Source organism: Massilia atriviolacea (genome assembly GCF_003953935.1).
In the GTDB taxonomy this organism is placed as follows: domain Bacteria; phylum Pseudomonadota; class Gammaproteobacteria; order Burkholderiales; family Burkholderiaceae_D; genus Telluria_A; species Telluria_A atriviolacea.
This window is the reverse complement of the sequence record NZ_RXLQ01000009.1, coordinates 78,362-103,177: the sequence shown is the minus strand read 5'-3', so window position 1 is coordinate 103,177 and position 24,816 is coordinate 78,362. Positions and strand designations below refer to the sequence as shown.

Here is a 24,816-nt window from a genome sequence, read left to right as displayed (position 1 = left end):
GCGTGGCGGCGTAAAAAAGGGAAGCCGAAGCTTCCCTTTTTTATGTGACCGCGTGATTACTGGCGGCTGGTGTCCACCTGGATCAGCGGCTCGTCGACTTGCGGCGGCAGCGGCTTGCGCTCGCGTGGCACGCGTACCGGAGGGGCTGCCTTGGCGGCCGCTTCCTGGGCTGCGCGCAGCTTTTCAGGATCGGTGGCCGCCAGGGTCAGGCCGGCCGAACCGAGGATCTCGGCCAGGTCGGCGACCGGTGCTGCTGCGACCGGTGCCGCAGCAACTGGCGCTGGAGCAACTGGCGCAGGCGGCGCAGGTGGCGCTACCGGCGCCGGTGCGGCTTGCGCCACTGCCACAGGCTCGGGTGCTGGCGCAGCCGCAGGCGCAGGGGCTGGCTCGGCTGCAACAGCTTCGGCGGTAACTTCCTCGGCGACCGGTTCGGCCGGGGTGAAGATCGTTGGCGGCACGATTGCTTCGGGTGCCGGGGTAGCTTCAGCGACCGGATCGGCCGGGGTGAACATGGTTGCCGGTACGATTTCTTCACGTACCGGGGCAACTTCCGGCTCAGGCGCAACTGCTGCTGCCGCTGCTGCTGCGACGGGCGCTTCGGCAACAACCTCGGCGACCGGTGCTGGCTCGGCAGGGGCCGCTGCGGCGTCCACCGGGGCGGCTTCCACCGGGGCGGCTTCCACCGGCGCGGCTTCCACCGGCGCTGCTTCCACCGGGGCGGCTTCCACCGGGGCTGGTGCGGCGGCTTCCACCGGCGCTGGCGTGACGACGTATTCCGACACCGGCTCGGGTGCGGCGACGGCTTCCACCGGCGCAGCGGCCTCGGCGACCGCCGCCGTGGCGACGGCAGCCACAGGCGCTGCGGCCTTGTCGAACGACACTGGCGCTGGTGCGTCCGCTGGCGCCGGTTCGACGGTGAAGCTGGCTTCGTTGACAACGTCGCCGTCTTCGCCTTCCATGCCCTCGGCCTGGTCGCGGTCGCGGCGATTGCGGTTGCGGCCGCCACGACGACGACGGCGGCGCGGCTCGTCGCCACCGGCTTCGACTTCGATTTCTTCCCCGTTCGGGCCGATCGTGGTGATCATTTTCGGCACGAGCGCTTCTTCGTCGCCTTGTGGTGCGGCAACATTCACTGCAGCTGCGGCGGCCACGACGGGCGACACGGCCAGCTCATCGGTTTTCGCTTCGGCGACCGGGGTGCGGTAGTCGGCGCGCTCGCGCGGTGGGCGCGGGGTGCGCTCGCCACGTTCCGGACGCTCGCCACGCTCAGGGCGCTCGGCACGTTCGCCACGTTCGGCGCGCGGTGCGACCGGTGCGCCGGCGGCCTCGACCTGCGGTTCACGCGGCTCGCGCGGCGGACGTGGAGGACGCGGCGGACGGGCGGCCTTGTCGGCGTCGCCCGGCTTGCCGGCTTCTTCCAGTGCGGCAGTCTTGCCCGGCTCGCGCTCGGGACGGCCGTCCGGCTTGCCGCCACGGGTGCGGGCACGCGGGCCACGGTTGTTGCGGTCTTCGCGGGCGGCGGGCGCGGCGGCCGGCTTGGGCGGGGCCACGGGGGCTGGCGCGACCACGACCGGTGCTTCCTTCTTGAAGAAGAAGCCCATGATCTTGGCCAGGAAACCTTCTTCCACGGGCGCGGTCAGCACCGGCGCCTGGACTGGCGGAGCAACCGGCTTGAGCACTTCGGAGCGGTCCACCATCGGGGCAGGCTGGTCCGGGGTGATGGTCTTGACGACGGCTTCCTGGCGCGGCTTGACTTCTTCCTTCTGGCGCTTGCTGTAGGCCATGTCGGTTTCGGCTTCTTCGGCCAGGTTGTAGCTGGCCTGGCTGTCCTCGAGGCGCGGATCGTCGTGCTTGATGCGCTCGAGCTTGTAGTGCGGCGTGTCCAGGTGCTTGTTCGGGATCAGGATCACGCTGATGCGGTGGCGGTTCTCGATCTTGAGCACTTCGCCGCGCTTTTCGTTCAGCAGGAAAGCGGCAACGTCCACGGGCACCTGCACGTGGATGGTGGCCGAGTTTTCCTTCATCGCTTCTTCCTGGATGATGCGCAGCACCTGCAGGGCGGACGATTCGGTATCGCGGATGTGGCCGGTGCCGGAGCAGCGCGGGCAGGTCACGTGCGAGCCTTCCGACAGCGACGGACGCAGGCGCTGGCGCGACAGTTCCATCAGGCCGAAACGGGAAATCTTGCCCATCTGAACGCGCGCACGGTCGTGGTGCAGGGCATCCTTGAGGCGGGTTTCGACTTCGCGCTGGTTCTTCGCCACTTCCATGTCGATGAAGTCGATGACGATCAGGCCGCCAAGGTCGCGCAGGCGCAGCTGGCGCGCGACTTCTTCGGCGGCTTCGCAGTTGGTATTGAAGGCGGTGGTTTCGATGTCGGAACCGCGGGTGGCGCGGGCCGAGTTGACGTCGACCGACACCAGGGCCTCGGTGTGGTCGATGACGATGGCGCCGCCGGACGGCAGGGGCACGGTGCGCGAGTACGCGGTTTCGATCTGGTGTTCGATCTGGAAGCGCGAGAACAGCGGCACATCGTCGCTGTAGCGCTTGACCCGGTGGATCATGTCGGGCATCACGTGGCGCATGAACTGGTGCGCTTGTTCGTAGATATCGTCGGTATCGATCAGGATCTCGCCGATATCGGGCTGGAAGTAGTCGCGGATCGCGCGGATCACGAGCGACGATTCCTGGTAGATCAGGAAGGCGCCGCTGGCCGACTTGCCGGCGCCTTCGATCGCGCGCCAGAGTTGCATCAGGTAATTCAGGTCCCACTGCAGTTCTTCGACATTGCGGCCGATGCCGGCGGTGCGGGCAATCACCGACATGCCTTGTGGCAAGTCCAGCTTGTCCATCGTTTCGCGCAGTTCCTGGCGCTCTTCGCCTTCGACCCGGCGCGAGACGCCGCCGCCGCGCGGGTTATTCGGCATCAGGACCAGGTAACGGCCGGCCAGGGAAACGAAGGAGGTCAGGGCGGCGCCCTTGTTACCGCGTTCTTCCTTCTCGACCTGGACCATGATTTCCTGGCCTTCGCGCAACGCTTCCTTGACCGAAGCGGTACGGACGTCGACGCCTTCGCGGAAATAGGTGCGGGCGACTTCCTTGAATGGGAGGAAACCGTGGCGGTCTTCGCCGTAGCTGACGAAGCAGGCTTCGAGCGAGGGTTCGATCCGGGTAATCACGCCCTTGTAGATATTCGACTTGCGCTGTTCGCGACCTGCGGTCTCGATATCGATGTCGATCAGTTTCTGACCGTCGACAATCGCTACGCGCAGTTCTTCCTGCTGCGTAGCGTTAAACAACATGCGTTTCATTTTTATTGACTCCGCGACCCGGGGGCCGTTCCAGTGCCGCGCTGCGCTGGGCGCAGGGCGGCGAAAAGTACAGGGATGTACGCGGGAAGGGAAGTGGAGGGTGGGTATGCCTTTTCGTACGGCGCAGCAACGCAAAGCGCTACGGCCGCAACAGGGCGCGGTGGGGTCGATCGACATGCCGAGTGACGCATCACCTGCAACTAGGCTGCAGCAGCCCCGGATTATGCGGGGTACAGACAAAGCCAGGCTGAGCGAAATCAGTGAGCCAGACCGTCGCCAGCGAACATACTAAGACTTCGATACCGGGCTTAAACACCAGCCCTTATTCTCAAGCCTTCAGGATGAGGCTTACATCGGGTCGGGCGAAAACGACAAGCGTTATCGACGCCATCATCCGGCGAGCTGGCCCCGGGGGACAGCTTGCCAGTACTTATCCTTACAATTCCAAACAATCCATTCCGCAGCCTTGCGCGTTATCCGATTACAACAACGGTGCAACCTTGATTCGCGCCGGGATGTGCGTACACATTTTTTCCATCGAATTTGCAATTTGGCGGGGCCGATGGAGACGCCCCTGTGTAAAATATCGTTTTAATTCTTACACCAGCAGAGGTTTGACCGCCGCCTGTCGATTATATATTCAAAATGAAGGACTTAGAGAGAATTTCTGGGAAGACAGAGCAAATGAAGATGCAAAACGATGTTGTTCCCCCTTCATCACAGGCCCCCGTTCAAGCCCAATTTGTCACAATCACCGAAGAAGAAGCCGGACAGCGGATCGACAACTACTTGTTGCGGGTCTGTAAGGGCGTTCCCAAGAGCCATATTTACCGCATCCTGCGTTCGGGCGAAGTGCGCGTCAACAAGGGCCGTATCGACCAGCTGTACCGGCTCGAAAGCGGCGACGTGGTGCGCATTCCGCCGGTGCGGGTGGCCGAAAAGTCCACTGCGGCGGTACCGGGCGTCGAGTTCCCGATCCTGTTCGAAGACGCCCACCTGCTCATCATCGACAAGCCCTGCGGCACGGCGGTGCACGGCGGTTCGGGCGTGTCCTACGGCGTGATCGAGCAGTTGCGCGCGGCCCGGCCGGACGCCAAGTTCCTGGAACTGGTGCACCGCCTCGACCGCGAAACCTCGGGCTTGCTGTTGCTGGCCAAGAAGCGCTCGGCCCTGACCAATCTGCACGAGCAGATGCGCGACGGCCTGACCGACAAGCGCTACCTGACCATGGTGGCCGGCGACTGGAAAAACGCGCGCCAGCACATCAAGCTGCCGCTGCACAAGTTCACCACGGCCGACGGCGAACGGCGCGTCTGCGTGCAGGCTGGCGGCATGGAATCGCATACCGTGTTCAGCCTGCTGCGCAAATTCGATCAATTCGCCCTGCTCGAAGCCGAGCTGAAAACCGGACGTACCCACCAGATTCGCGTTCATCTGGCTTCGTCGGGCTTTCCCATCCTTGGCGATGACAAATACGGCGATTTTGCGTTAAACCGCGTGTTACTCAAAGCCGACGCCAAGCGTGGCGCGCTCAAGCGGATGTTCCTGCACGCGCATCAAATTACGTTTACCCATCCGGAAACCGGCAAGGAGGTGACGATAAATGCACCGTTGCCAGCAGAATGCGAACGTTTCTTGGTAAGCTTGGGGAAACCGCTGAACTCAGCACCGCGCTAGTCTCACGAGACGGACCGCGTTGATCAATCCTGGAAGGAGCCGGCCGCCACAAGCGGCCGCAATACATGGCACGTAAGCAATTTGATCTGATCGTTTTCGACTGGGACGGCACCTTGATGGACAGCACGTCCACCATCGTGAAGTGCATCCAGGGCGCGGCCAAGGACCTCGGCTTGCCGATTCCGCGCGACGATGCCGCCTCGCACGTGATCGGCCTGGGCTTGCACGAAGCGATGCAGGCCGTGATGCCGAATATCGATCCCGCGTACTATCCCCGCATGGTCGAGCGTTACCGCTTTCACTTTCTGTCGAAAGACCACGAACTGGTGCTGTTCGACGGCGTTCGCGAGATGTTGACCGAACTTTCGCAGGAAGCATACTTTTTGGCGGTGGCTACCGGCAAAAGCCGCGTGGGCCTGAACCGCTCGCTCAATGCGGTCGGGCTGCTGTCGCTGTTCGACGCCACCCGTTGCGCCGATGAGACATTTTCCAAGCCGCACCCTGCCATGCTGCAGGAACTGACGCGCGAACTGGGCCAGGATCTCAAGCGCACGGTGATGATCGGCGATACCACGCACGATTTGCTGATGGCAAATAATGCCGGCGCGGCCGGGATTGCCGTGCAATACGGCGCCCATCCGCACGAGCAGCTGAGCGCCTGCAAGCCGATCTATTCGGCGGAATCGGTGGCCCAGCTGCGCACCTGGCTGAGCGAGAACGCATGATGGCGGACCAGGGCGGTGTATTGGTGTGCGCGTCGGAACAGGTGCTCGAAGGCGGGCGCGGCGTGCGTTTCGGCGTGAGCGCCTTCGGCGACAAGGCCACCGGCTTTGTGGTGCGCCACAAGGGCGTGGTGTATGCCTACCTGAACCGCTGCGCCCACGTCCCGATCGAGCTGGACTGGGCCGAAGGCGAGTTCTTCGAATCCAGCGGCTTGTACCTGATGTGCTCGACCCACGGCGCCATCTACGTGCCCGAGAGCGGCTTTTGCGCGGGCGGGCCCTGCAAGGGCGGGCGCCTGCGTCCGATCGGCGTGACCGAGGCGGACGGGCAGATTTACTGGCAGCCGGACGAGTTCATCAAACCGCCGGCAGCCTGAGCCGATAGCAGCACGCAGCGCAAACCATTTATGTAAAGCGATTTATGAGCGACAACACTTTCGGCGATTCCACGAACAGCACGCTGGCGGCGGTCCCGACCACGGGCAACTGGGAGCGCGAGACCCTGGAAAAGCTGGTCTTCGCCACGGTGCGCGAACAGCGCGCCACGCGCCGCTGGGGGATTTTCTTCAAGCTGACGTTCCTCGGACTGGCGTTTTTCGCGCTGTGGGCGTTTTTCGATTTCGATTTCACCGGTTCGGATATGGAAACGCTGGGACGCCATACCGCCCTGATCGAAATCGACGGCAGTATCGAAGCCGAAGGCAGCGGATCGGCCGACGTGGTGATTCCATCCCTGAACAAGGCGTTTGCCGATGCCGGCTCGGTGGCGGTGGTCCTGCGCATTAACAGCCCGGGCGGCAGTCCGGTCCAGGCGGGCAATATCGTCGACGAGATCCTGCGCCTGAAACAGGCATATCCGGGCAAGCCGGTGTATGTGGTGGTCGATGAAATCTGCGCCTCGGGCGGCTATTACATCGCGGCGGCGGCGGACAAGATCTTTGTTAACAAGGCGAGTATCGTCGGTTCGGTCGGCGTGCTGATGGACGGTTTCGGTTTTACCGGCACCATGGAAAAACTCGGGGTCGAGCGGCGTTTGCTCACGGCCGGCGAAAACAAGGGTTTTCTCGATCCTTTCAGCCCGCAATCGGACAAGCACAAGGCGCACGCCCAGGCCATGCTCAACGAAATTCACCAGCAATTCATCGCCGTGGTGCGCACCGGCCGCGGCAAGCGCCTGAAAGAAACGCCGGAAACCTTCTCCGGCCTGTTCTGGAGCGGTGCGCGGGCGGTGGAGATGGGCCTGGCCGACGGCTTCGGCACGGTCGAGACCACGGCGCGCGACGTGGTCAAGGCCGAAGATATTGTCGATTACACGGCGCATGAAGGTTTGCCTGAGCGCGTGCTGAAAAAATTCGGCGCGTCGGTCGGGGCGGGAATGGTCAAGACCCTGGGACCGGCGGCGCGGCCGGCTTTGCGCTGAGATCGGAACCGGAGTCGCATATTTTCCTTGAAAGTTCGGACAGGTGTTCTATATTAGACCTGTAGTTCTTTCCAAGGGAGGCCGATATAAAAAGTAAAGCGTGTGTTGGCAGCATATTGTTTGAAATGAACTACTAACCGCATCATGATGCGGCATAGAGAGAATTACAATTCCTCGCATGAAGTCCTCGCATGGGGACATGGAAACGGCGGTGTAAAAGCCGTCGTTTTCCATCCAGCCTGTTTATTCTTCCTCTTTTATTCATTGTCCATGGACGCACGCGCATGGCGCCGTCGTGCACTTCCCGGCAGCCGAAAACCGTCGTTCCTGCCGCTGGCAGAATCGACGGCATCGGCGTCATCGCGGGAATGGGCCGGTATTGCAGAACCGGACGGCGGCGGGATTCAATCCACGCAAAAATCGCTGTTTTCGGCATCCACGGCGCGCAGCCGGTCCGCCATCTGTTGCGGCGAGACGACATCGAGCACGCGCTGGCCCGTGCAATCGGCCCGCGCACCGGTATCGGCGGCAACATCGCCGTCGGCGCCCTGGAAGCCGCCCTGGTTCAGCCACTCCTGGAAGCCATGATTGGCCTGCGCGTACCAGCGCGCCTGCGGCGACACGCGCACCATGCCCGGCACCAGCATGCGCGGCAGGTGGATGCCGCCGGTCCAGCGCGCGATCGCGTCGCGCGTGGTTTCCAGCGCCGACTGCGCCAGCGGATTGTCGGGAAGATTGTCGGCGGCCGATTCCAGGAAGTCGGCGTTGTCCAATTGCGTCGCAGCGGTTGTCATGGTGCGCATCCTGGTCCTCATCATGTTGGTACTGTTCAGTTATCCTAATGGTGCCGTAAGCATCGGCAGGTGGCGTTAGGCCGATTCCTACTGAAGTTTCAGTGTAACAACCGGACTCCTGTCACTCTTGATCTAAGTCAAAGATGCGTAATGGCTCTTCCGTAATTCGCAGCGGTTCCACTTTTTTCCTACAAGCGAGTAGGCCGATTCCTATTCGCCAGGGGGCGCATCTGGTACAGTCTCGCCCATGAGTAAATTATCCTTGGACCGCATCCTGCAATCGCAGGGCTTCGGCACACGCAAATATTGCCGCAACCTGATTGAAGATGGCGAAATCGTCATCAACGGCGCCCCTCACACCGACTACAAGACCGCCATCGACACCGATGGCCTGGTCATGACGATCTTCGACGAAGAGTGGGTTTACCGCGAACATGTGTATATCGCGCTGCATAAACCGGTCAATGTCGAGTGTTCGCGCAAGCCGAGCCACCACCCGGGCGTGCTGACCTTGCTGCCGGAACAGTTCACCTGGCGCGACGTGCAACCGGTCGGGCGGCTCGATCACGATACCACCGGCATGTTACTGATGTCGGACGACGGTCCGTTCATCCACACCCAGTCCTCGCCCAAACGGCACATTCCCAAGATATATCAGGCCACCACCCAGGACCCCGTCACGCCGGAACTGATTGAACAACTCCTGTCCGGCGTCAAACTGCATGACGAGCCGGCGCCACTGGCGGCGCTCAGCTGTGTGCAGCGCGGCGAGCACCAGCTCGAAATCGTGCTGGAACAAGGCAAGTATCACCAGGTCAAACGCATGCTGGCCGCCGCCGGCAACCATTGCAGCGCACTGCACCGTTCCGCCATCGGCCAGCTGACCCTGGCGTCGCTCGGCCTGGCCGAAGGCGAGTGGTGCTACCTGGACCAGGCGCAGCGCGACTTGCTGGTGCCGGCTTGATGGCAGGCGTTTGGTGAACTGATGAAATTAGCCACACTCAAGGACGGCAGCCGCGACGGCCAGCTGGTGGTGGTCGCGCGCGACCTGAAAACCGCGCACGTCGCCGACGGCATCGCGCCGACCATGCAGGCCGCGCTGGACGACTGGGCCTTCATCGCGCCGCAGTTGCACGATCTGTACTTGCTGCTCAATACCGGCCGGACCACGCGCAGCTTCGATTTCGATCCCGCCAGCTGCATGGCGCCGCTGCCGCGCGCCTTCCAGTGGGTGGACGGCTCAGCGTATGTGAATCACGTCGAGCTGGTGCGCAAGGCGCGCCATGCCGAGATGCCTGCCTCGTTCTGGGAAGATCCGCTCATGTACCAGGGCGGCAGCGACGATTTTCTCGGTCCGACCGACGACATCGTGCTGGCGCATGAAGAGTGGGGCATCGATTTCGAGGCCGAGGTCGCGGTGATCACCGGCGACATTCCGATGGGCAGCACGCCGCACCAGGCGTTCGACCAGATCCGGCTGCTGGTGCTGGTCAACGATGTGTCGCTGCGTAATTTGATTCCGGCCGAGCTGGCCAAGGGCTTCGGGTTTTTGCAGTCCAAGCCGGCCTCGGCGTTTTCGCCGGTGGCGGTTACGCCGGACGAGCTGGGCGACGCCTGGCAGGATGCCAAGGTGCATCTGCCGCTGCGCTCGACATGGAACGGAAAGCTGGTCGGCCAGCCCCATGCCGGCGTCGATATGGTGTTCAACTTCGCGCAACTGCTTGCACATTTATGCAAAACCCGTCATGCGCGCGCCGGGACCATCCTCGGTTCCGGTACGGTGTCGAACAAGGATGCCAAGCGCGGCTATTCCTGCATCGCCGAGAAACGTGCCCTGGAGATGATTGAAGATGGCGTCGCCAGCACACCGTTCATGCTGTTTGGCGACACCATCAGGATCGAGATGCTCGACGCGGCGGGCAAGTCGGTGTTCGGTGCCATCGACCAGGCCGTAAAGCAGGCCGAAGCGAGAAAAATCCGCTAATACCCCTGCATCCGCTTCAAATAGGCTGGCAACAGCCACCATACGCATAAGACGAAGACGGCCACCGTGCCCGCCATCGCGAGCCCGACCGTGCTCCCGAACACTTCGGAAATGACCAGATTGGTCGCCAGGATCAGCGCGATGGCCAGCGTGAAGGCCCCGGCCACGATCTGGCGCGTCGCCACCCGCTTGAAGCGCGCCCGGTCGTTGAGCGGGCGCATCAGGCGATGCTGGATCGCCGGCGCGCTCAAGAGCACCAAACTCATCAAGGCCAGCACGAAGGTCGCCAGGAACACCAGTTTCTCGGTCTGCACGATCTGCTTGAAGCCGCCATTGAAGGGCAGGATGATCAGGAAGGCGGTGAGCATCTGCGCGCCCGGCAGCAGGATGCGCTGCTCGCTGAGCATATCGGAAAAGTCGCCATCCTCCTTGAGGTCGGCGTCGACCAGCGCTTCCTGGGGATCGGGTGGGACCAGCGAATTCATGGCATTCGTGTAGAAGTTGATAATTTTCGATTATACGAGAGCCCGCTTCAAACCCCCGTTCGCCTGCCACCATCCGGATTGCGCCCCGAATTGAGCCCTGTTTGCCGCCTTGCTCGACGGATAGCTCCAGAGCAATATCGCGAATAATGGTATCTGTTAACGGGAGCCTGGCATGTCAGACAGTAGCGACGCAGAAAAGACAGAAGCAGCGTCACCCAAGCGATTGGAGCAGGCGCGCGAAGAAGGCGACGTGCCCCGATCGCGTGAAGTGGCGACGTTCACGGTCCTGATGACGGCCGGCTGCACCCTGTGGTTCTTCGGCGCCGGCATCGTGCGCCAGCTCAACGCGACCATGGTCTCGGGCATGGCCATGGACCGCGAGCAGATCTTCAATCCGAACGCCATGATCCTGCGCGTGGCCAGCGATATCGCCCAGGTCATGATCGCCTGCCTGCCGCTGGCCCTGGCCGTGATGGTGGTGGCGCTGGCCTCGCCCCTGCTGATCGGCGGCTGGCTGTTCAGCAGCAAGTCGTTCATGCCAAATTTCAACAAACTCAATCCGGTGCGCGGCCTGACCAATATGGTCTCGACCAACGCGCTGGTCGAACTGCTCAAGGCGATTGCCAAGACCATCGTGGTCGGCACCATCGCCTGGATGGTCGTGATGAGCCAGAAGGACGCCGTCATCGGCCTCGCCGTCGAGCCGCTGAAGAGCGGCAGCGCCCACATGATCGACCTGATCGGCTCGGCGTTCCTGTACATCGTCGGCGGCCTGGGGCTGGTGGCCGCGATCGACGGTCCGTACCAGATCTGGCACTACGCGAACAAGCTCAAGATGACGCGCCAGGAAATGATCCAGGAGTCGAAAGAGTCGGACGGCAATCCTCAGATCAAGGGCAAGATCCGCCAGATGCAGCGCGAGATGTCGCAGCGCCGCATGATGGCCGACGTCCCGACCGCCGACGTGGTCGTGACCAACCCGACCCACTACGCGGTGGCGCTGAAGTACGCCGACGGCCAGCGCGGCGCGCCGCGCGTGGTGGCCAAGGGGGCCGACGAGGTGGCGGCCAGGATTCGCGAACTGGCCAAGGAAAACAATGTGGCCATGCTGGAAGCGCCGGCGCTGGCCCGCGCCCTGCACAAGCATACCGAGATCGGCGACGAGATTCCCGAAGCGCTGTACTCGGCGGTGGCCGAAGTGCTGGCCTATGTGTTCCAGCTGCGCGCCTACAGGAAGGAGGGCGGCACCTACCCCGACCGGCCGACCCGACTGCGCGTACCACCCGAGCTCGACCCGCATAACCCGACATCGCACACCAAACCTGAACCGAAGAACGGAGCCACACCATGAACCGCTTGAACATGCCTGCCTGGTTGAGTGGAATGAAAGGCGGCGGCAACGCCCTGGCCGCGCCGGCCATCATCATCATGCTGCTGATGATGATGATCCTGCCGCTGCCGGCCTTCGTGCTGGACGTGTTCTTCAGTTTCAACATCGCCCTGTCGGTGATCGTGCTGCTGACCAGCCTGTACACGGTCAAGCCGCTCGACTTCATGGCCTTCCCGACCATCCTGCTGGTATCGACCATGCTGCGCCTGTCGCTGAACGTGGCCTCGACCCGTATCGTGCTGACCGAAGGCCACACCGGCGGCGCCGCGGCCGGCAAGGTGATCGAAGCCTTCGGCCACTTCCTGATCGGTGGCAACTACACGGTCGGTATCGTCGTGTTCATCATCCTGACCATCATTAACTTTACCGTCGTCACCAAGGGTGCAGGCCGGATCGCCGAAGTGGGCGCGCGTTTCGCCCTGGACGCGATGCCGGGCAAGCAGATGGCGATCGACGCCGACCTCAACGCCGGCCTGATCGCCGAAGACGAAGCGCGCCGCCGCCGTACCGAAGTGGCCCAGGAAGCCGAATTCTACGGCGCCATGGACGGTGCCTCGAAATACGTGCGCGGCGATGCCGTGGCCGGCATCATGGTGACCGTCATCAACGTGATCGGCGGCCTGCTGGTCGGTGTCCTGCAGCACGACATGGCCTTCGGCGAAGCGGCCAAGACCTACACCCTGCTGGCCATCGGCGACGGCCTGGTGGCGCAGATTCCTTCCCTGATCATCTCGACCGCGGCCGGTATCGTGGTTTCGCGCGTGGCCAGCGACCAGGACATCGGCACCCAGCTGATGCGCCAGTTGTTCGCCAAGCCGGAAGTGCTGTACATCACCGCCGCGATCATCGGCGGCATGGGCTTGATTCCTGGCATGCCGAACCTGGTGTTCCTGATGCTGGCCGGTTCGCTGGCGGGTAGTGCCTACCTGATCAACAAGAAAGCCAAGGCGCCGCCGCCGGAAGAAGTCGAGGTGCCGCCACCGGCCGCGCCGGCCGAGCAGGAAGAAGCCAGCTGGCAAGACATCATGCCGGTCGATACCCTGGGGCTGGAAGTCGGCTACCGTTTGATTCCGCTGGTCGACAAGACCCAGGGCGGCGAGCTGCTCAAGCGCATCAAAGGCATCCGCAAGAAATTCGCGCAGGAAGTCGGTTTCCTGGCGCCGCCGGTGCACATCCGCGACAACCTGGAACTGAAGCCGTCGGCCTACCGCATCACGCTCAAGGGCGTGGAAGTGGGCAGCGGCGAGTCGATGAACGGGCAGTTCCTGGCGATCAATCCGGGCATGGCGAGCGGCAGCCTGGCCGGCCTGGTGACCACCGATCCGGCGTTCGGCCTGCCGGCGGTATGGATCGACGCCGGCCTGCGCGACGAAGCGCAGAGCATGGGCTATACGGTGGTCGACGCCGGCACTGTGGTGGCGACGCACCTGAACCATCTGATCACCACGCATGCGTCGGAATTGCTCGGCCGTGCAGAAGTGCAAGCCTTGCTCGACCATCTGGCCAAGGAAGCGCCGAAGCTGGTGGAAGACCTGGTGCCGAAGCTGGTGTCGCTGTCGACCTTGCAGAAAGTGCTGCAGAATCTGCTGATCGAAGGCGTGCACATCCGCGATATGCGGACCGTGATCGAGACCCTGGCCGAGTATGCGCCGCAGACCCAGGATCCGGCCGACCTGACGGCGGTGGTGCGGATTGCGCTGGGGCGGGCGATCGTGCAGCAGCTGTTCCCTGGTACCAATGAATTGTCGGTGATGACCCTGGATAACCGCCTGGAGCGGCTCTTGATGCAGGCCATGGGCGCCGGTGGCGACGGCGCCGGGATCGAGCCTGGCCTGGCCGATACGATTGCGCAGCAGGCTGGTGCGGCCGCGGCGCAGCAGGAGCAGATGGGTTTGACGCCGGTGTTGCTGGTGCCGGGTCCGTTGCGCGCCTTGCTGTCGAAATTCCTGCGCCGTGCGTTGCCGCAGTTGAAGGTGCTGTCGCACAATGAGATTCCGGAGACCAAGACGATTCATGTGACCAGTCTGGTTGGGGCGCAGTAAGAAAGTGATGGTGGCTCTTACCCCGCCGGGTTCGCGTCTCAACTACCCCGCCGGGGTTGCGTTTTAACTACTCCGCCGGGTTCGCGCCTCAACCACCGCGTCGGGTTCGCGTCTCAACTACCCCGCCGGGTTCGCGTCTCAACTACCCCGTCGGGTTCGCGTCTCAACTACCCCGCCGGGTTCGCATCTCAACTACCCCGTCGGGTTCGCATCTCAACTACCCCGCCGGGTTCGCATCTCAACTACCCCGTCGGGTTCGCATCTCAACTACCCCGTCGGGTTCGCGTCTCAACTACCCCGCCGGGTTCGCATCTCAACTACCCCGTCGGGTTCGCATCTCAACTACCCCGTCGGGTTCGCATCTCAACTACCCCGTCGGGTTCGCATCTCAACTACCCCGTCGGGTTCGCATCTCAACTACCCCGTCGGGTTCGCATCTCAACTACCCCGTCGGGTTCGCATCTCAACTACCCCGTCGGGTTCGCATCTCAACTACCCCGTCGGGTTCGCATCTCAACTACCCCGTCGGGTTCGCATCTCAACTACCCCGTCGGGTTCGCATCTCAACTACCCCGTCGGGTTCGCATCTCAACTACCCCGTCGGGTTCGCATCTCAACTACCCCGTCGGGTTCGCATCTCAACTACCCCGTCGGGTTCGCATCTCAACTACCCCGTCGGGTTCGCATCTCAACTACCCCGTCGGGTTCGCATCTCAACTACCCCGTCGGGTTCGCATCTCAACTACCCCGTCGGGTTCGCATCTCAACTACCCCGTCGGGTTCGCATCTCAACTACTCCGTCGGGTTCGCATCTCAACTACCCCGTCGGGTTCGCGTCTCAACTACCCCGCCGGGTTCGCGTCTCAACTACCCCGTCGTTCCCGCGCAGGCGGGAACCCAAGTTTCTTGCTCAGAGGTCGGCTACAGCGCGAACTTGGGTTCCCGCCTGCGCGGGAACGACGGCGCTAAATGCAGTGGCATCAATCGAACGACGGCGCCAACTCCAGAGCTGCAAACCACTGGTCGGCTCTTCAGTCCGCAGTGAAGTCCAGATACAAATCCCGCCACCCCGGATTTTCGGCCTGCACCAGATTCACCTTCCAGTTCCGCCGCCACTTCTTGATCTGTTTCTCGCGTTTGATCGCTTCCATGATATCGGCGTGCATCTCATACCAGACCAGTCTGGTCACAGCATGACGTTTGGTAAATCCCTCCATCACGGCGGTACGGTGTTCCCACACACGCCTGACCAGGTCGGACGTGACGCCAACATAGAGAGTGCCGTAAGGATCGCTGGCAAGCATATAGACATAGCTGTACTTATTCATCTCAAGATAGTGGCCCCGGAAAACTGCCGCCCACCCCGCCCCGATCAAACGTGCTCCACCTCACCACGGAAATGAAGCCCTTTTCCCATCCTTCTCCCCAGATCATTTCCAAGCTGCATCGTCAATAATGGATCCTGTCAGTGCCTCATGTGAGCGCACCCAGCAGGAACCCAGGAGTTGGCGATGAATGTCAAAAAATTTACGGCTGCAACATCACGTGACGCTCTGCGTAAAGTACGCGAAGCGCTCGGGCCCGACGCCGTCATCTTGTCCAACCGTCCGGTCGACGGCGTGGTCGAAATCCTCGCCCTCGCCAGCGATGACGTCGCTTCCATCTCCTCGCCCGCCCCCGAGTCCGAGATGGCCCAGCCGCGCCCATCGCTGTCGATCCCGCCCGAGACCTACACCAACCGCCGCGCCGCCCCGGCGCCAGCCCCGGCCTACGCGGTCCAGCCCGAATCGTTCGACATGTCGATGATGGCCTCGCAAATGTCTTCGATGATGATGCAGGCCATGGCCCAGGCCAAGGACAGCGCCGCCGCCGAAATGTCGGGCATGATGAGTGAAATCCGCGCCATGCGTGGCTTGATGGAAAGCCAGCTGGCCGAAATCGCCTGGGGCACCACCCAGCAGCGCGAACCGCAAAAGGCCGGCGTGCTGCGCGAGATGCTGGCCGCCGGTTTCTCGCCCAGCCTGTCGCGCTACCTGATCGAAAAACTCCCGGCCGGCAAGGATGCCGCCGACAGCCTGCGCTGGATCAAGACCGTCCTCGCACGCAACCTGACCAGCATCTCGAACGAAGATGAAATCCTGGAAAAGGGCGGCGTGTTCGCCCTGGTCGGCCCCACCGGCGTGGGCAAGACCACCAGCACCGCCAAGCTGGCCGCGCGCTGCGTGATGCGCCACGGCCCGGAAAAACTGGCCCTGATCACCACCGACGCCTATCGTATCGGCGGCCACGAACAATTGCGTATCTACGGCAAGATCCTCGGCGTGATGGTGCACTCGGTCAAGGATGAAGCCGACCTGCGCATCGCCCTGAAAGAATTGCGCAACAAGCACACTGTGCTGATCGATACCGTCGGCGTCTCCCAGCGCGACCAGAACGTGGCCGAACAGGTGGCGATGCTGTCCGAGACCGGCGCCGACGTCAAGCGCCTGCTGTGCCTGAACTCGACCTCGACCAACGAAACCCTCAACGAAGTGGTGCGCGCCTACCAGGGCAGCGGCCTGGCCGGCTGCATCATGACCAAGCTCGACGAAGCGGCCTCGATCGGCAATGTGCTCGACGTCGTGATCCGCCAGAAACTGAACCTGTTCTATGTCTCGAACGGCCAGCGCGTGCCGGAAGACCTGCACCTGGCCGACCGCAACATGCTGGTCGACCGCGCCTTCCGCCTCAAGCGCGATGCCGCCGCCCAGTTTTCGGATGCCGAACTGCCGCTGCTGATGGCTAACACCAGCACCGCGCGCAACGACAGCAGCCTGCGCGAGGTGTCCCTTGGCTAAGCACTTCGATTTCGACCAGGCCGAAGGCCTGCGCCGGATGCTGGCCGGCTCCAAGCCGCGCATCGTCACCTTTCTCTCGGCCACCCCGCAGGACGACAAGGGCGCCATGCTGGTCAACCTGGGCGCCTCGCTGGCGCGCGCCGGCAACGATGTGCTCATCGTCGACGCCTGCGACCGCGAATACGGCGTGGCCCAGCGCCTCGGCGTGGCCGACCGCGCCAGCCTGCTGCAGGTGGCGCGCCAGCAGTGCGCCCTGAACCAGATCATCCACCAGGTGCCGCAGGGCTTCGGCGTGGTCAGCATGGCGCGCGCGCGCGGCGGTCCGGACGAAGCGCGGCGCCTGGCCAATACCTTCGACGTGCTGGTCAAGCAGACCGGCATCGTCATCGTCGACGGCGAATTCGGCGACGACGATACCTTCCCGGTGCCGGTCATGGACAGCGCCGAAATCGTGGTCCAGGTCTCCACCAGCGCCGCCTCGATCACGGCCGCCTACGCCCTCATCAAGCGACTTTCGCAACAATTGGGCCGCCGCCCGTTCGGAATCCTGGTCACGGGCGCATCCGAAGCCGAAGCCAAGGTGGTATACGATAATATGTCATCTGCGGCAAGTCGTTACCTTGCCGTACAGCTCACGTCGATGGGCTCGGTCCCGGCGGACGAATACCTGCACCGGGCCGCGCGCTTGGGCCGGGCCGTGGTCGATGCGTTCCCGCTGGCGGGAGCCTCGGTTGCATTTCGCCAACTGGCGGGGCGCTTTGCCCTGTCGGCCATGCCGCAGCTCGGGCGCACAGGGGGGAATTCCCATTTTGGTTCTTAAAACATACTGATAACTATGTACACCGTCAAAGGGAAAGCGGACAAGAACCATTTACTGACGGAACACATGCCGTTGGTGAAGCGGCTGGCCCACCACATGAAGGCCAAATTGCCGCCCAGCGTGGAAGTCGACGACCTGGTCCAGGCCGGCATGATCGGCTTGCTGGACGCCATCAGCCGCTATGAGGAAACCCATGGCGCCCAATTCGAAACCTATGCCGTGCTGCGCATCCGCGGCGCCATGCTCGACGAGCTGCGCAGCAGCGACTGGCTGCCGCGCTCGATGCGCCAGAACATGCGCAAGATCGAAACGGCGATGAGCACCCTGCAGCAAAAACTCGGCCATCCGCCCACCGAATCGGAAGTGGCCAAGAGCCTCAAGCTGTCATTGGCCGACTACCAGGACATGCTCACCGACGGCGGCGGCCACCAGCTGGTGTACTACGAAGATTTTCACGACAACGAGGGAGGCAACGACAGCTTCCTCGACCGCTATGCGGTGGACGATGCCGATCCGCTGCGCAGCCTGCTCGACGGCGATTTCCGCCAGGCCGTGATCGACGCCATCGACAACTTGCCGCCGCGCGAGAAGATCCTCATGGGCCTGTACTACGAAGAAGAACTGAACCTGAAAGAAATCGGGGCCGTCATGGGGGTATCGGAATCGCGCGTGTCGCAATTGCACACCCAGGCGGTCGCGCGCCTGCGGGCGTCCTTGAAGGAGCAGGCGTGGACCGGGCCAGCGTAGCGGGAATCATCCTGGCGCTGGCCGGCATCCTGGTCGGGCAGGCGCTGGAAGGCGGCAAGCTGTCCTCGCTGGTGCAGCCGGCGGCGTTCGCCATCGTCGTCATCGGCACCGCCGGCGCGGTGCTGCTGCAAAGCGAAGCGCCGACCTTCCTGCGCGGCGTGCGCATGCTGCGCTGGGTGTTTTCGCCGCCGCCCAGCCAGCGCGCCGCGCTGGCGCGCGAGATCGCCGTGTGGGGCTTGCACGCGCGCCGCGACGGCCTGCTGTCGCTGGAAAAATACATGGCCGTGAACAAGGATAAATTCGTCCAGAAGGGCTTGCGCCTGGTGGTCGACGGCATCGCCCCCGACAAGCTGCGCAGCCTGCTCGAACTGGAAGTGACGGCCTACGAATTCGGCGAGCGCCAGGCCGTCAAGATCTGGGAAGCGGCGGCCGGCTACTCGCCCACCATCGGCATCCTGGGCGCCGTGCTGGGCCTGATCCACGTGATGGAAAACCTGAGCGACCCGGCCAAGCTGGGCAGCGGCATCGCGGTCGCCTTCGTCTCGACCGTGTACGGGGTCGGGCTGGCGAATATGTTCTTCTACCCGATCGCCAACAAGCTCAAGACCATCGTCGCCGAACGGGTGACCCAGTACGAAATCCTCACCGATGTGTTTCACGACATCGCCAGCGGCGACCATTCGCGCGTGATCGAAGAGCGCGTCGCCAGCCTGCTCTCGCGGCCCTGACCATGGCGCGCAAAAAGTACGAGGCCGAGCCCGAAAATCACGAACGCTGGCTCATTTCGTACGCCGATTTCATCACCTTGCTGTTCGCTTTTTTTGTGGTCATGTACGCCATCTCGGTCGTCAACGAGGGAAAATACAAGGTGTTTTCGGTCTCGCTGGGCGACGCCTTCGGCGGCAAGGACAAAAAGACGGCCAGTGTCGCCAGCAGCAATGTGCCGCAGCTGATCGTGCTGCCCGACCCGCTGATCAAGCGGCGCGCCGAAGCCATGCTGCGCGAGAAGGAGCGCCTGACCCAGCTGGCGCAAAAGCTGACCTCGACCCTGGCGCCGCTGGTGCGCGAAGGCAAGGTGCGGGTGACCCAGAACAGCCGCGGGGTGAGCGTGGAGATCAATGCCAGCGTGCTGTTCGATCCGGGCGACGCCACCCTCACGCCCGAATCGGACCAGGCCCTGCGCGCGCTGGCGGTGCTGCTCAAGGACGATCCGCACGCGGTGCAGGTGGAAGGCCACACCGATCCGACCCCGATCCGGAATGCGCTGTTTCCGTCGAACTGGGAATTGTCGGCGGTGCGCGCGAGCAGCGTGGTGCGCCTGTTCATCGAGGCCGGCGTGGCGCCCGGGCGCCTGACGGCGGTGGGGCACGGCGCGAATATTCCGGTCGCCTCCAACGACACGCCCGAAGGCAAGGCGCGCAACCGGCGCGTGGCGGTGACGATCCTGTCGGCCCTGCCCGATACCACGACCGAGATCCCCACCCGTTGATTCAAACGGGCTGGCCGGATGGCGGAAACGGTGCACAATGCCTGAGTACGGCGCAGGCCGGAACCGACAAGACAAGGAGCGTGGCGATGAAACGATCAGTGGCGGGCGTGTTGATGCTCATGGCGCTGGGACTGGCCTATGCGAAGGACAGGCCGATGAGCGGCGTGAGCGAAAAGGTATCGGTGGCCTCGCGCGGCGGCAAGGTGCTGGTGACCCTGACGGTGAGCAACAAGACCAGGCAGCCGATCTACCTGTGGAAGGTGACTTACGCGGGCACGCAACTGTTCGGACCCGAGTTCGACATCAGCGTGGCCGGCAGCGCGGCGCCGGTCGATTACATCGGCCCGATGGTCAAGCGCGCGCCGCCGGGGCCGGATGACTTCCTGAAGGTCGAGCCGAACGGCGTGCACCGCAATACGATCGATATCACGGCGTCCTACGATTTCCAGCCGGGCAAGCAGCGCTACCGGCTTAGTCATACGGGAAGTTATGTGACGGACTTGCAGCAGCTCGATCATCCGGTAGCGATGAAACCGGCCTCGACGGTGTTCACGCATACGCAGGTGGCGCAGCCGGCGGACGAATAACATGCCGCACGGCCTCAAGACCGTCGCCCCCGCGCAGGCGGGGGCCCAGGTTCGAACCGCGGCCGATGGCTGAACACGCAACTTGGTCCCCCGCGTGCGCGGGGGCGACGGCGTTCCTGGAAGCGATAAAAAAACAGCCCGACCGCTCGCGCGGCCAGGCTGTTTTTCATTCCCCGCCCGCTTACGGCAGCGCAGGGGTGTTTTCGCTGAAATATTCGTGCGAATCGGCGTTGTCCACGGCCTTGGTCGGATTGCTGGTCGCCAGGCTGGCGGCGGCCGACTGGCCGTACGCCCAGTCATCCGTTGCCGCCACCACGTTGAAGTGGCTCAGCTCGTGCACCAGGGTGCCGCCTTTCGAATCCGTGCCGGAGGTTGGCGCCGACCAGAAAGCGTTGCAGACGTAGATCTTGTACGGCTGGGTCGGGTACACATAGGCGTAGTACGATTCCTTGCAGCTGCAATCGACCACGATCGGCTTGGTATCGAGCGCGTTCTTGATGTTGGTAAAGTGCGATTTGACGGTCGCGTAGCGTCCCGAGGTGTACGCGCCGAACCATTTCTTGTAGCGCGTGCCCTGCAGGCCGCTGTTCAGGTAGCTGACGCTGCCGTTGGCCATGGTCTTGGCTGCCGACAAGGCCGAGTTGATCGAGGTCTGCTGCGACGAGCTGCAGCTGGCAAACGAGATGCCGGCCGGCCCCGCCAGTTGCTGGCGCGACGCCAGTTCAGCCGGATCGGCCACCACCGTGCCGCGCTCCAGGCGGCCGTCGATCCACAGCGATACCGGCGCCGAGGCGATCTCGCCGATCTCGCGCTCGCCCTGGCGCGCGGTCAGGCTGTTGTCGTCGTCCGACGTCGAGTTGAACAGGTTGAAGGAGGCGGCGTGGTAGCGGATCGCATAGTCGCCGGTCACGCTCATGTCGTACATCGACGACAGTTCGACCTTGGCGGTGTGCGACGCGCCCGGCTTGAGCAGGTAGTAATCCTTGGCGGTCGGGGCGGGGCGCTTGTAGTGGCGGCCCTGGTAAGGCACGTCGACGCCGTCGCGCGTGACGTCGAACAGATGGTCTTCGACGCCGGCAAACGGGGTGTGCCATTTCAGCACGTATTGCGGCTTGGACGAGGTGTTGGTGATGGTCACGCGCACCACCACGTCGTCTTCTTTGCCGAGGGAGGATTTTTCGGGACTCAGGCTGACAGTCACCCCGTTCGACCCCGCCTGGGCTGCCAGGCAGGCTGCTGCTGCAACGATACCGACGCTTGCTTTTACCAAGTGATTCCAGTTCATACAGTTCTCCGTGAGTGAATGTGCTTGTTCTGAGTGCCGGGCCAAAGGCGGCCTCAACAACCCATCCTTACACGGTCCAAAGGCACAGCACAGTCATAATCATCGGTAATTGTGTCATTTGGGCGAATTCTGAACGTATCGTTGCCGATCTCAAAAGAATGTGCTTTCGCACAATTCCCTCAATGAAATCAAGCTTGTCGCGGGAAAAAGTTCCAGTCGATATTTAACAAAACTGTTAAATTTTGATCGGCCTGTGCCACGCTCAGGGCAAGCGTGTATTCTGGCGCCGGGGGCTCCGACGGGGCGCGTCCGGGCGAAGTGAACCAAGGGGAAACGATGAAAGACAAAAACAGCCTCACACAGCACAGTTTGCTTTCCGCAGTGGCCGCGATGGCGCTGGCGTGCGCATTGCCGCTGGCGCAGGCGGGCACGCCGCGCAGCGCCGACGCGGGCGAGGCCGCGGGCAAGTCCAAGGCCGAGGCCGAGACCATCTACCGCAACGGCTATGTCTACACGGTCGACGCCCAGGACAATGTGCACCAGGCGCTGGCCGTGCGCGACGGGCGCATCGTCTACGTGGGCGACAATGCCGGCGCGGTCGCATTCAAGGGCAAGCAGACCCGTATCGTCGACCTGCAGGGACGCATGCTGATGCCCGGCCTGATCGACGCCCACATGCACCCGCTCTCCGGCGGCAAGCGCCTCCTGCATTGCAACCTGAACTACGAAGCCTTGACCGTGCCGCAATTCCAGGCGCGCATCCAGGCCTGCGCCGACAAGGACCGCGCTGCCAAAGGCGGGAAGGAGGGCAAGGAGGGCAAGGAGGGCAAGGAGGGCAAGGAGGGCAAAAAATGGCTGCAGGTGGTCAACTGGTTCCAGCAAAGCATGCTGCCGGCCGGCGTGGAAACCACCCGCGCCACGCTCGACGCCATCAGGACCGAGCGCCCGATCGCGGTGCGCTCCTCGTTCGGCCATTCCTACCTGGTCAACACGCGCGGCCTGCAGGCGGCCGGCATCGTGCGCGCGACACCCGACCCCGCCGCCGGCAAGATCGTGCGCGACGCCGCAGGCGAGCCGACCGGCCTGCTGGAAGACGCCGCCATGGAAATGGTCAGCAAGCTGCTGCCCAAGACCACCCCGGCCGAGAACGTCACCGCCGCCAGCTTCGCCATGGAGGCGCTGGGGCGCCAGGGCGTGACCAGTTTTCTCGACGCCAGCAGCGACGAAGAAATCTTCACCGCCTTTGCCGCGATCGAACGCCAGGGCAAGCTGAGCGCGCGCGCCCATTTCGCCGCCGAGGTCGCGACCGAGGATGGCGCCGATCCGTCCCGGGCGGTGGCGTCGGTGCTCAAGATGGCCAGGCGCTACCACCAGGAAAGCGGCAGCGCCGCGCCCTCCATGCGCGTGCGCCATGCCAAGATCTACATGGATGGCGTGATCGCCGCGCCCGCCTTTACCGGCACCATGGTCGCGCCTTATTTCGTCGACCGCGGCACGCCCCAGCATCCGCACTGGGTGCCGGGCGACAGCAAGGGCCCGCCGACCTACTTCAAGCCGGATGCGCTGAAAGCCATCCTGATCGGACTGGCAAAAGCCGGCATCGATGCCCACGTGCACGCGGACGGCGACGGCGCCGTGCGCGAAACGCTCGATGCCGTCGCCGCCCTGCGCGCCGCCCCCGGCGGCAAGGATGCGCGCCCGGCGCTGGCGCATGCCGAGATCGTCGACCCGGCCGACTTCGGCCGCTTTGCCGCGCTGGACGCGAGCGCGGTGCTGTCCTTCCAGTGGGGCAAACCGGCGCCGGACACGGTGGCGGGCCTGAAGGATTACCTGGGACCGCAGCGCTACGCGATCCTGGAACCGCAATCGCTGCTGCTCGACGCCGGCGCGCGCGTGGTGTTCGGCAGCGACTGGCCGGTCGACGCGCTCGACCAATGGTTCGCGCTCAAGGTAGGCGTCACGCGCACCAACGCGCCGTCGGCCGGCCCCGCGTTCGCGGGCAAGCTGGGACCGGCGCCGGGCATGCCGCGCGCCGCCGTGCTGCGCGCGGTGACCATGAACGCCGCCTACACCTTGCGCCAGGAAGGGCAGGTCGGTTCGCTGGAGGTGGGCAAGCTGGCCGACATGATTGTGCTGGACCGCAATTTCTTCCAGATTCCGGATGAGGAAATCGCCGACATCAAGGTGTTGCAGACGGTGGTGGGCGGAAAGCTTGTGTACCAGAGTCCGGCTTTTCCCTAGTCGGAAAAAGGAGCGCTGCGGGAGCCGGTCGAGGTGTTGTTCGCGTTCGGGTGGGAAAGCGGGTGCCGCCCAACACGCAAAATGCGCGTCGGCACTGTACGTTTGAATCCGGCAGGCCTTATCAACGTGCCGCCCCGTCCACAGCCTTCTGGTAATACTCCCGATACGCTGCCGATTGGCGGATGCGGCCGACCGCATCCCACATCCGTTCCATCGCGGCCGGATGCGCGCTGTAATACGCGCTCGACACGCCCAGGAAATAGGGCTGTTCCGAAAACGGTAGCGGCAGCATTTCCAGCCGCGCCGCGAAACGCGGCTGCGCCAGCAGGGCCATGCCGGCGTATTCGGCGCCCACGGCGGCGTCGCCGCGCTGCGCCGCCAGCTTGGAAAAATTCATTTCCAGGGTCTTGCCCTTGTCGTCGTGCGGCACGCCCAGCGATTGCATGCGGTCGAGCAGCATGGCCGCGCCGAAGGGCAGCAGCACCGGCAGGCTGCGCTCCCTGAATTGCCTGCCGTCCCAGTCCAGCGCACTGCCTTTGCGCCGAAAAACCATGGCGCGCGCCACCATGATGGCACGCGCGCTGTCCGGCTCCGCCCCCGCCATCGGAAAGGCCATGAAGCCGAGCAGGGATGGCGTGTACGGCGCCGTCGCGAAGCCATCCGCCACGCCGGCGCGAATTTCTTCGCGGCAGCGCGACACCGGCGCGCCGTGGAACGCGACTTCCATCCCGCTCTGGCCCGCCGCCATACGGATCAGTTCGCCTGCCGTTCCCCGTCCGTCGGGCGTGATGAACGGCAGTTGCGGGCGTTCGTCGACGCACAGGCGCAAAAGGAGGGGCGGCGCGGGCGCAGCGGCCTGGGCCGACGGCAATATGCTAAGGAGAAATGTGCAGAGGAAGAGGGCGCCGTGCGGACGCAGGGTGGACAGCATGGACATGGGCTGCTGCGCGGGCGCCGCTGACGCAGGTATCGGTTTCTGTCCGCG

The 24,816-nt window shown here is 63.6% G+C and carries 21 protein-coding genes; 15 read left to right on the top strand and 6 right to left on the bottom strand.

Features of this window, described 5'->3' with window-relative positions:
• Window positions 1–56: 56 nt before the first annotated feature.
• Window positions 57–3,311 (bottom strand): Rne/Rng family ribonuclease, encoded by a 3,255-nt coding sequence (locus EJB06_RS17910; RefSeq protein WP_126075386.1) that lies wholly within the window; start codon window positions 3,309–3,311, stop codon window positions 57–59.
• A gap of 684 nt (window positions 3,312–3,995) precedes the next feature.
• Between EJB06_RS17910 and EJB06_RS17905 the strand changes: the two genes are divergently transcribed.
• The 4 genes from EJB06_RS17905 (at window position 3,996) to EJB06_RS17890 (ending at window position 7,130) form a co-directional block, all read left to right on the top strand.
• Window positions 3,996–4,988, top strand: coding sequence for an RluA family pseudouridine synthase (locus tag EJB06_RS17905; RefSeq protein WP_126075578.1), 993 nt, complete (start codon window positions 3,996–3,998; stop codon window positions 4,986–4,988).
• Between the two features lie 65 nt (window positions 4,989–5,053).
• The gene (locus tag EJB06_RS17900; protein ID WP_126075385.1) at window positions 5,054–5,713 is read left to right on the top strand and encodes an HAD-IA family hydrolase; all 660 of its coding nucleotides are present in this window, start codon (window positions 5,054–5,056) and stop codon (window positions 5,711–5,713) included.
• The gene (locus EJB06_RS17895; RefSeq protein WP_370660138.1) at window positions 5,713–6,087 is read left to right on the top strand and encodes a Rieske (2Fe-2S) protein; all 375 of its coding nucleotides are present in this window, start codon (window positions 5,713–5,715) and stop codon (window positions 6,085–6,087) included. The genes EJB06_RS17900 and EJB06_RS17895 overlap by 1 nt, the downstream gene beginning before the upstream one ends.
• A gap of 44 nt (window positions 6,088–6,131) precedes the next feature.
• Window positions 6,132–7,130, top strand: coding sequence for a S49 family peptidase (locus EJB06_RS17890; protein ID WP_126075383.1), 999 nt, complete (start codon window positions 6,132–6,134; stop codon window positions 7,128–7,130).
• Window positions 7,131–7,534: 404 nt separating this feature from the next.
• Here EJB06_RS17890 and EJB06_RS17885 read toward each other — a convergent pair whose 3' ends face one another.
• Complete coding sequence (locus EJB06_RS17885; protein WP_126075382.1) at window positions 7,535–7,924, bottom strand: hypothetical protein; 390 nt, start codon at window positions 7,922–7,924, stop codon at window positions 7,535–7,537.
• Window positions 7,925–8,171: 247 nt separating this feature from the next.
• Between EJB06_RS17885 and EJB06_RS17880 the strand changes: the two genes are divergently transcribed.
• Together EJB06_RS17880 and EJB06_RS17875 are read left to right on the top strand one after the other, a co-directional pair.
• Window positions 8,172–8,888 carry a pseudouridine synthase gene (locus EJB06_RS17880; RefSeq protein WP_126075381.1) on the top strand — a complete coding sequence of 239 codons (717 nt, stop codon included), beginning with the start codon at window positions 8,172–8,174 and terminating at the stop codon, window positions 8,886–8,888.
• Window positions 8,889–8,909: 21 nt separating this feature from the next.
• Window positions 8,910–9,908, top strand: a complete 999-nt coding sequence (locus EJB06_RS17875; RefSeq protein WP_126075380.1) for a fumarylacetoacetate hydrolase family protein — start codon at window positions 8,910–8,912, stop codon at window positions 9,906–9,908.
• On the opposite strand, the gene EJB06_RS17870 is transcribed toward EJB06_RS17875, so the two are convergent.
• A complete protein-coding gene (locus EJB06_RS17870) occupies window positions 9,905–10,393 on the bottom strand; it encodes a DUF6328 family protein (RefSeq protein WP_126075379.1) in 489 nt (162 codons plus the stop codon). The two genes, EJB06_RS17875 and EJB06_RS17870, sit on opposite strands and share 4 nt — an antisense overlap.
• Window positions 10,394–10,565: 172 nt before the next feature.
• Here EJB06_RS17870 and flhB point away from each other — a divergent pair, with 172 nt between their 5' ends.
• Window positions 10,566–11,744, top strand: coding sequence for a flagellar biosynthesis protein FlhB (flhB, locus tag EJB06_RS17865; protein WP_126075378.1), 1,179 nt, complete (start codon window positions 10,566–10,568; stop codon window positions 11,742–11,744).
• Window positions 11,741–13,825 (top strand): flagellar biosynthesis protein FlhA, encoded by a 2,085-nt coding sequence (gene flhA, locus EJB06_RS17860; protein ID WP_126075377.1) that lies wholly within the window; start codon window positions 11,741–11,743, stop codon window positions 13,823–13,825. The genes flhB and flhA overlap by 4 nt, the downstream gene beginning before the upstream one ends.
• Window positions 13,826–14,856: 1,031 nt before the next feature.
• Here flhA and EJB06_RS17855 read toward each other — a convergent pair.
• On the bottom strand, window positions 14,857–15,153 hold the full coding sequence (locus EJB06_RS17855; protein WP_126075376.1) for a GIY-YIG nuclease family protein: 297 nt from the start codon (window positions 15,151–15,153) through the stop codon (window positions 14,857–14,859).
• A 183-nt stretch (window positions 15,154–15,336) separates the two neighbouring features.
• Between EJB06_RS17855 and flhF the strand changes: the two genes are divergently transcribed.
• From flhF to EJB06_RS17825, 6 genes are all read left to right on the top strand, one after another.
• A complete protein-coding gene (flhF, locus tag EJB06_RS17850; RefSeq protein ID WP_126075375.1) occupies window positions 15,337–16,662 on the top strand; it encodes a flagellar biosynthesis GTPase FlhF in 1,326 nt (441 codons plus the stop codon).
• Between the two features lie 37 nt (window positions 16,663–16,699).
• Window positions 16,700–17,482: a MinD/ParA family ATP-binding protein gene (locus EJB06_RS17845; RefSeq protein ID WP_126075577.1), complete on the top strand. Its 783-nt coding sequence runs from the start codon at window positions 16,700–16,702 to the stop codon at window positions 17,480–17,482.
• Window positions 17,483–17,497: 15 nt separating this feature from the next.
• Window positions 17,498–18,229 (top strand): RNA polymerase sigma factor FliA, encoded by a 732-nt coding sequence (locus tag EJB06_RS17840; protein ID WP_126075374.1) that lies wholly within the window; start codon window positions 17,498–17,500, stop codon window positions 18,227–18,229.
• Window positions 18,211–18,957, top strand: coding sequence for a flagellar motor protein (locus tag EJB06_RS17835; RefSeq protein WP_126075373.1), 747 nt, complete (start codon window positions 18,211–18,213; stop codon window positions 18,955–18,957). Before EJB06_RS17840 ends, EJB06_RS17835 begins: the two co-directional genes overlap by 19 nt.
• Before the next feature lie 2 nt (window positions 18,958–18,959).
• Entirely contained in the window at window positions 18,960–19,718 is a 759-nt protein-coding gene (motD, locus tag EJB06_RS17830) for a flagellar motor protein MotD (protein ID WP_126075372.1), read from the top strand.
• 86 nt (window positions 19,719–19,804) lie between these two features.
• Entirely contained in the window at window positions 19,805–20,305 is a 501-nt protein-coding gene (locus EJB06_RS17825) for a hypothetical protein (RefSeq protein ID WP_126075371.1), read from the top strand.
• Window positions 20,306–20,486: 181 nt separating this feature from the next.
• Here the strand turns inward: EJB06_RS17825 and EJB06_RS17820 are convergent, their stop codons facing one another.
• Entirely contained in the window at window positions 20,487–21,590 is a 1,104-nt protein-coding gene (locus tag EJB06_RS17820; protein WP_126075370.1) for a M35 family metalloendopeptidase, read from the bottom strand.
• Window positions 21,591–21,926: 336 nt separating this feature from the next.
• Between EJB06_RS17820 and EJB06_RS17815 the strand changes: the two genes are divergently transcribed.
• Entirely contained in the window at window positions 21,927–23,831 is a 1,905-nt protein-coding gene (locus tag EJB06_RS17815) for an amidohydrolase (RefSeq protein ID WP_229427144.1), read from the top strand.
• 121 nt (window positions 23,832–23,952) lie between these two features.
• Here EJB06_RS17815 and EJB06_RS17810 read toward each other — a convergent pair whose 3' ends face one another.
• Complete coding sequence (locus tag EJB06_RS17810; RefSeq protein ID WP_126075369.1) at window positions 23,953–24,768, bottom strand: transporter substrate-binding domain-containing protein; 816 nt, start codon at window positions 24,766–24,768, stop codon at window positions 23,953–23,955.
• Between the last annotated feature and the right edge of the window lie 48 nt (window positions 24,769–24,816).

Excerpts from the sequence above, each read along its gene's own strand:
- EJB06_RS17910 (WP_126075386.1), bottom strand. The coding sequence starts at position 3,311 with ATGAAACGCATGTTGTTTAACGCTACGCAGCAGGAAGAACTGCGCGTA.
- EJB06_RS17905 (WP_126075578.1), top strand. The coding sequence starts at position 3,996 with ATGAAGATGCAAAACGATGTTGTTCCCCCTTCATCACAGGCCCCCGTT.
- EJB06_RS17900 (WP_126075385.1), top strand. The coding sequence starts at position 5,054 with ATGGCACGTAAGCAATTTGATCTGATCGTTTTCGACTGGGACGGCACC.
- EJB06_RS17895 (WP_370660138.1), top strand. The coding sequence starts at position 5,713 with ATGGCGGACCAGGGCGGTGTATTGGTGTGCGCGTCGGAACAGGTGCTC.
- EJB06_RS17890 (WP_126075383.1), top strand. The coding sequence starts at position 6,132 with ATGAGCGACAACACTTTCGGCGATTCCACGAACAGCACGCTGGCGGCG.
- EJB06_RS17885 (WP_126075382.1), bottom strand. The coding sequence starts at position 7,924 with ATGACAACCGCTGCGACGCAATTGGACAACGCCGACTTCCTGGAATCG.
- EJB06_RS17880 (WP_126075381.1), top strand. The coding sequence starts at position 8,172 with ATGAGTAAATTATCCTTGGACCGCATCCTGCAATCGCAGGGCTTCGGC.
- EJB06_RS17875 (WP_126075380.1), top strand. The coding sequence starts at position 8,910 with ATGAAATTAGCCACACTCAAGGACGGCAGCCGCGACGGCCAGCTGGTG.
- EJB06_RS17870 (WP_126075379.1), bottom strand. The coding sequence starts at position 10,393 with ATGAATTCGCTGGTCCCACCCGATCCCCAGGAAGCGCTGGTCGACGCC.
- flhB (WP_126075378.1), top strand. The coding sequence starts at position 10,566 with ATGTCAGACAGTAGCGACGCAGAAAAGACAGAAGCAGCGTCACCCAAG.
- flhA (WP_126075377.1), top strand. The coding sequence starts at position 11,741 with ATGAACCGCTTGAACATGCCTGCCTGGTTGAGTGGAATGAAAGGCGGC.
- EJB06_RS17855 (WP_126075376.1), bottom strand. The coding sequence starts at position 15,153 with ATGAATAAGTACAGCTATGTCTATATGCTTGCCAGCGATCCTTACGGC.
- flhF (WP_126075375.1), top strand. The coding sequence starts at position 15,337 with ATGAATGTCAAAAAATTTACGGCTGCAACATCACGTGACGCTCTGCGT.
- EJB06_RS17845 (WP_126075577.1), top strand. The coding sequence starts at position 16,700 with ATGCTGGCCGGCTCCAAGCCGCGCATCGTCACCTTTCTCTCGGCCACC.
- EJB06_RS17840 (WP_126075374.1), top strand. The coding sequence starts at position 17,498 with ATGTACACCGTCAAAGGGAAAGCGGACAAGAACCATTTACTGACGGAA.
- motD (WP_126075372.1), top strand. The coding sequence starts at position 18,960 with ATGGCGCGCAAAAAGTACGAGGCCGAGCCCGAAAATCACGAACGCTGG.
- EJB06_RS17825 (WP_126075371.1), top strand. The coding sequence starts at position 19,805 with ATGAAACGATCAGTGGCGGGCGTGTTGATGCTCATGGCGCTGGGACTG.
- EJB06_RS17820 (WP_126075370.1), bottom strand. The coding sequence starts at position 21,590 with ATGAACTGGAATCACTTGGTAAAAGCAAGCGTCGGTATCGTTGCAGCA.
- EJB06_RS17815 (WP_229427144.1), top strand. The coding sequence starts at position 21,927 with ATGAAAGACAAAAACAGCCTCACACAGCACAGTTTGCTTTCCGCAGTG.
- EJB06_RS17810 (WP_126075369.1), bottom strand. The coding sequence starts at position 24,768 with ATGTCCATGCTGTCCACCCTGCGTCCGCACGGCGCCCTCTTCCTCTGC.